This is a genomic window from Streptomyces sp. SM10 (assembly GCF_002910915.1).
Taxonomy (GTDB): Bacteria; Actinomycetota; Actinomycetes; order Streptomycetales; family Streptomycetaceae; genus Streptomyces.
In genome coordinates this window covers 168-1,878 of record NZ_NEUF01000053.1, presented here as the reverse complement: position 1 = coordinate 1,878, position 1,711 = coordinate 168, and the positions used below count along the sequence as shown (strand labels likewise).

The 1,711-nt window shown below is 67.7% G+C and carries 1 protein-coding gene (running past one end of the window); it reads right to left on the bottom strand.

Features of this window, described 5'->3' with window-relative positions:
- On the bottom strand, nucleotides 1-1,711 hold part of the coding region annotated (locus B9S57_RS36190; protein ID WP_146057723.1) for an SDR family NAD(P)-dependent oxidoreductase (this coding region is incomplete at both ends). The annotated region continues 167 nt past the right edge of the window; 1,711 of 1,878 annotated nt are visible.

The window sequence follows — 1,711 nt, the reverse complement described above, 5'->3', positions numbered from 1 at the left end:
CCCAGGGGCCCCAGGCGATGGAGGTGGCGGTCAGACCGCGGGCCCGGCGCCGCTCGGCCAAGGCATCGAGATGCGCGTTGGCCGCCGCATAAGCGCCCTGACCACCACTGCCCCAGACCGCGCTGATCGACGAGAACAACACGAACGCATCCAGACCACGGTCACCGAAAACCGCATCAAGGTTGTCCGCACCCGTCACCTTCGCACGCAACACCCCGGAAAACTCATCCGCCGTCATACCCACCAGACCGGTCATCTGACCGACCCCCGCCGCATGGAACACCGCGCGCACCGGACCGCCGACCGACTCGACCTCCTCCACCAGCCCCGCCAGAGCACCCCGATCACTCACATCACACGCAGCGACCACAACCTCGGCACCCAGCCCCTCCAACTCAGAGACCAGCTCCCCCGAAACCGAACCACCACGGCTCACCAACACCACACGGCCGGCACCCTCACCCACCACCCACCGGGCCACATGCCCACCCAAGGCACCCGAACCCCCCGTCACCAACACCGTCCCACCCACAACAACACCCGCACCCCCACCCGACCCCGGGGCACGCACCACACGACGCCCGAACACACCCGAGCCCCGCACCGCTACCTGATCCTCACCACCCCCACCGGCCAACACCCCACACAACCGGCCCAGCACACGCTCGTCCACAACCCCCGCGACATCGACCAGCCCACCCCACACCTGAGGCAACTCCAGCCCCGCCACACGCCCCAGACCCCACACCTGAGCACCCAACGGATCCACCACACCATCAGCACGACCCACCGACACCGCACCACTGGTCACACACCACACACGCACCGGCACACCCACACCGGCCAGAACCTGAACCAACCCCAACGTCCCCGCAGCATCCAACAACGACACCACGCCCGAAACGCCTACCAGACGCTCCCCCAACACCCCACCGTCAACAACACCATCGACCACCAACACACCCGCACCACGAGCCACCAACCCCGACACCACCGGGCCATCAACCACACCCGACCCACACACCACAAGCCAACCACCCGGGAGCGACTCCGACACCACACCCCCAACCGACTTCCACACCACCCGATAACGCCAGGAGTCCACGGTGGAGAGCTCGCGCGACTGGCGACGCCAGGACGAGAGGACAGGCATGACGTCGCGGAGCGGGCCGATGTCGGACGAGTCCAGCGTGCGCGCCAAGGCGTCGAGGTCTCCGGTCTCGACGGCGTCCCAGAAGCGGTGGTCCGACGTCGAGCCGGTGCTGTCCTCGGCCACAAGACCGATAGGGGCGGATTCCGGCCAGTAGCGCTCGTGCTGGAAGGCGTAGGTCGGCAGATCCAACCGCGCCGCACCTGAACGCGCGAAGTACGCGGCCCACGCAATCGGCACACCACGCACGTGTGCCTCTGCGAGCGCGGTGACGAGAGTCGTCGCTTCGTCGCGGTCCTTGCGCAGCACCGGGGCGAACGCCGACTCCTGGACACAGTCCTGGCCCATGGCGCTGAGCACTCCGTCGGGGCCCAGCTCCAGGAACGTGGACACGCCCTGCTCCTGGAGGGTGCGCATCCCGTCGACGAAACGAACCGCCTCACGGACATGGCGCACCCAGTAGTCCGCCGAACCAACCTCGTCGTCTGCTACGACACGGCCGGTGACGTTGGAAACTATCGCGATCTCGGGCTGGTGGAAGGTCAGCGTCTCCGCGACCGC